General features: G+C 47.2%; 3 protein-coding genes and 1 pseudogene. All 4 read right to left on the bottom strand.

Annotation, left to right across the window (positions count from 1 at the left end; translation table 11 throughout):
- Positions 1–111 precede the first annotated feature (111 nt).
- Positions 112–1,320: a hypothetical protein gene (locus tag Q0277_RS02790; RefSeq protein WP_297995353.1), complete on the bottom strand. Its 1,209-nt coding sequence runs from the start codon at positions 1,318–1,320 to the stop codon at positions 112–114.
- 111 nt (positions 1,321–1,431) lie between these two features.
- Complete coding sequence (locus Q0277_RS02785) at positions 1,432–1,881, bottom strand: phosphoribosyltransferase family protein (protein ID WP_005871628.1); 450 nt, start codon at positions 1,879–1,881, stop codon at positions 1,432–1,434.
- A gap of 15 nt (positions 1,882–1,896) precedes the next feature.
- Positions 1,897–3,192, bottom strand: a complete 1,296-nt coding sequence (locus Q0277_RS02780; protein WP_177386696.1) for an NCS2 family permease — start codon at positions 3,190–3,192, stop codon at positions 1,897–1,899.
- A gap of 18 nt (positions 3,193–3,210) precedes the next feature.
- Positions 3,211–3,860 (bottom strand): annotated as a pseudogene (locus tag Q0277_RS02775) (aminofutalosine synthase MqnE); the annotation flags it as partial.

The following is a 3,860-nucleotide window of genomic DNA, read 5'->3' as shown; positions in this document are numbered from 1 at the left end:
GATTTGAGGCACCGCCACCGCCGCTAAAATTCCAACCACCACGATGATGAAAATCAGCTCAATCATAGTAAATGCTTTTTTCATAATTTTTACCTTTCATAAAAATTTTGTTTATATTTTAACATAAAATTTCGCAATTAGCACGCCTTGCTTGTAAATATCTATACTTTGTGTCGAATTTTCAGAATTTCTCTCATAAATATACGCATCCTCGCCGCTTGGCAGGTCGTAAAATTTCAGGCGCAGGCACAGCTTTTTATTATCGCAGCTTACGCTTTTTACTCCGCGATCTTTTAGCTCGCTCGCTAGCTCTTTGGCTACGTCAAATTTATAGATGAAATGCCGCTGCGGTTTATTCGCAAACACCGCCCTATACATCACGTCGCTAAAAACCACCGCAAAGTAGCTAAACATCAAGCTTGCCAGCGTCACGCCCACGGCGATCTTATGAAAGGTGCGAAATTTAGGCAATCTAACGCGGTATGAATTAAACAAAACCCGAATGATCAAAGGCGTAGCGATGGCGCAATACGGCAACGTCATCTCAAGCGCCACGCGCTGTCTTAGCGAAAAAAGCATCGTCAGACAAAGCGCGCTCGTGGCGATGAACCACAGCAGGCTCTTTTCCTCTTTGATCCAAATTCTATAGATCGTGTAGATGAAAAATAAAAACACTAAAGGCGAAAACGCGCCCGCAAAAACGCCCACGGTGTCTAAAAAATACCCCTTCGGCTTACCCTCGGAGCTTACGTCGTAAAAGATCACGCTGAAGCTAAACAGCGCTATGCAAAGTAGCAAAAGCTCCTTTTTACGCGTATAAAGAGCCCAAATTCCAAAGCCCACGTAGAGCATAAAAAACGCGCGATCGATCAGAGCGCAAGCGGAGAGAAGCACAAAAAGCGCGATATTGTATTCGCTTTTTGCAAAATAGATCGCCAGCAGCGTGAAAAAAACGATGATGCCCGCCGGATTTAGTAAAATCGCGCTACTCATAGACGCAGGAAGCGCCATAAATAGCGCCGTAGCTACCACTCTGTCGAAGCGGCGCTTTAGAATAAATTTTGAAATTTTATAGATCATCGCGGCGTTTGCGAAGTGGATCAAAATAAATGGCGCGCGCAAGGCGTAGTCGTTGCGCCCGAAAATTTCGCAGCTTAAATTTGCGATTAGCGAAACGAGGGATTTTTTATCGTAAAAAATTTCGGCCTCGTAGTAGCTGATGCTTAAATTTGAAATCGCATAAAGCAGAAATATGCCCTGAAACAGGCACATTATAGAGATTACGAAAATTTCGTTTTGATAAAGCTTCTTCACTCTCATCCTTGCTGCGGGCGCTTTAAATTTACGGCATAAATTTTACGACCGAAATTTACAAAATTTAAGCCGCCGAATCATTTAAAATTTAGCCGCTAAATTTAACCGCGCGCCGCTTCATTCCTCTATCGTATAATTTTCCCAAAAGAAATTTATCCACTCATCCGTCTTTGAAATTTTAAAATCGGGCTGGATAAGCGCCTTGGGTTTGTAAAAAATCACCGCCGTTTTAAGCTCTATTTGCGGAAATTTCTCCAGCAGCACGCGCTTGATCTCGACCATGCTGTCGCCGCTGTCGATGATATCATCCACCAGCAGCACGCGCTTATAAAGCTCCAGATCGGGCACGTTGAAAACGTCGATGGTATCGAGTTTTTTGGTGTCTGCGTAGTGGATGGAATTTATCGAAAATATCGTCCGCATATCAAGCGCATTGGCTAGCGCATGACCGAATGTGAGCCCACCCCTAGCGATCGCCACGATTGCATCGGGCATAAATTCGTCCCTAACCTGCTTTGCTATAACTCTTGCGTCGCGATCCATCTCGTCAAAACTATAAAATCTCATATCTTTCCTTAAAATTTAATGCATTAAAAATACTAAAACGCTAATCGCGCCGAGCGTCAAAACGCCGAAATTTAAATCTTTTATCCTGCGCTGAGCAAGTCTAACTACGATATAAGCGATGAAGCCGAAGCTTAAGCCGTTGGTGATCGAGTAGGTAAAGGGCATCAAAAATACTATAAAAAACGCAGGGATTAAAATTCCAGCGTCGCTATAATCGATCTTGCCAAGCTCACTAAACATCAAAACCCCGACCATTACGAGGATCGGATAGATCGCATTTGCGGGGATTGCCTTAAATAGCGGCAGCATAAACAGCGTCAGCACAAAAAATATAGCGCAAAATACCGCCGTTAGCCCCGTGCGGCCGCCCGCTTCTACTCCGCTGGCGCTCTCGGCAAATGCAGTGACCGTGCTCGTTCCTATAACGGCGCCTGCGACGCTTCCTATCGCATCGGAGGTTAAATTTCTAGATAGTTTTTTCATGCCGTCTTTGCTATTCTCTCCAAAAAGCCCCGCGCGGTTTCCTACGCCGGTTAGAGTGCCGATGCTATCGAATAAATGCGTAACGAAAAATGTGATTATAAAAGGCACGAATGCAAGCTTCAGCGCTCCGGGGATATCTAGCTTAGCAAATATCGGCGTTATGCCGCTTGGCGCGCTTACTATGCCATGAGGTGCGGGCGAAATTCCAGCCACCCACGCAACGCACGAAGTAATCAAGATGCTTAAGATAAACGCCGCCTTGATTCTAAGCACGAAGAGCACAAGCACGACCGCTAAGCCTAAAATTCCAAGTAAAACGTTCAGATCTTTTAAATTTCCTAAAGTTACTAGCGTCGCCTGACTAGGCGCGATGACGCCCATCTGTTTAAGTCCGATAAAGCAGATGAAAGCCCCGATACCCGCACTTATGGCGCGACGCAGATCAAGCGGGATAGATTTGATAACCCAAACGCGAAAATTGGTAAACGAAAGCACGGTAAAAAGCGCCCCGCTTATCGCTACGATGCCAAGTGCGCTCTGCCACGGCATCTTCGCATCCACGCACAACGCAAAGGTAAAATACGCATTTAGCCCCATGCCGACACTAAGCGCAACGGGGGTATTTGCAAAAAGCCCATTAAATAGCGTTGCGATTATCGTAATAAGCGCGGTTGCCGTAACCAGCGCATCAAACGGCATACCTGCGATGCTCATAATGTTAGCGTTTACCGGCACGATGTAAATCATCGCCAAAAACGTAGTAAGCCCTGCGATAAGCTCCTGCCTTACCGACGTTTTTGCCGCGGCGAGATGAAAGAATTTCTCCACTTGCTCCTCCTTTAGAATTTATTCGTAAATTTCGATCTGATTATACAAGCTGTCGCGCTCTACGGGTACAAAGCCCGCAGTGCCGATCATATCGATAAAATCGCGCTTGCTCTGCCCTTTTTTGCTGCCGGCGCCAGCGCTGCTTTGAATGCTTTCGTTCTCGATCGTGCCGTCAAGATCATCCGCGCCGAAATCTTGCGCTACAAGGGCTAAGCTTAAGGTCGAGGTCGCCCAATACGCCTTGATATGCGCAACGTTATCCAGCACCAAACGCGCGACCGCGATCGTCTTTAAAATTTCGACCGAGCCTAAAAAGCTCTTCACGTCTAGGTAGTTGTTCTCGCGCTGATACACGAGCGGGATGAAGGCGTTGAAGCCGCCGCCGTTAGCGTGAGAGAGGCTCTCATCTTGCAGCGCGCGGATACGCAAGATGTGATCGATACGGTTAGCGCGGCTTTCGATATGGCCAAAGAGCATCGTGGCGTTACTCTGGCGCCCGCGTGCATGCCACAGCGAGTGGATACGCAGCCACTGCTCGCTTGAGACCTTGCCTTTGCAAATTTTATCGCGCACGTCCTCGTCAAAAATTTCAGCGCCGCCGCCGGGCATCGAATCCACGGTGCCATCGCCGGCGGGGATTATCGGGGCGTGGAGGTGTACGACGATTA

The sequence above is a fragment of the uncultured Campylobacter sp. genome, from assembly GCF_938030815.1.
Taxonomy (GTDB): domain Bacteria; phylum Campylobacterota; class Campylobacteria; order Campylobacterales; family Campylobacteraceae; genus Campylobacter_B.
This window is presented reverse-complemented; position numbering and strand designations above follow the sequence as displayed.

Bases quoted from the DNA above. Each gene is read 5' to 3' on its own strand.
- Q0277_RS02785 (WP_005871628.1), bottom strand. From the start codon at position 1,881: ATGAGATTTTATAGTTTTGACGAGATGGATCGCGACGCAAGAGTTATA.
- Q0277_RS02790 (WP_297995353.1), bottom strand. From the start codon at position 1,320: ATGAGAGTGAAGAAGCTTTATCAAAACGAAATTTTCGTAATCTCTATA.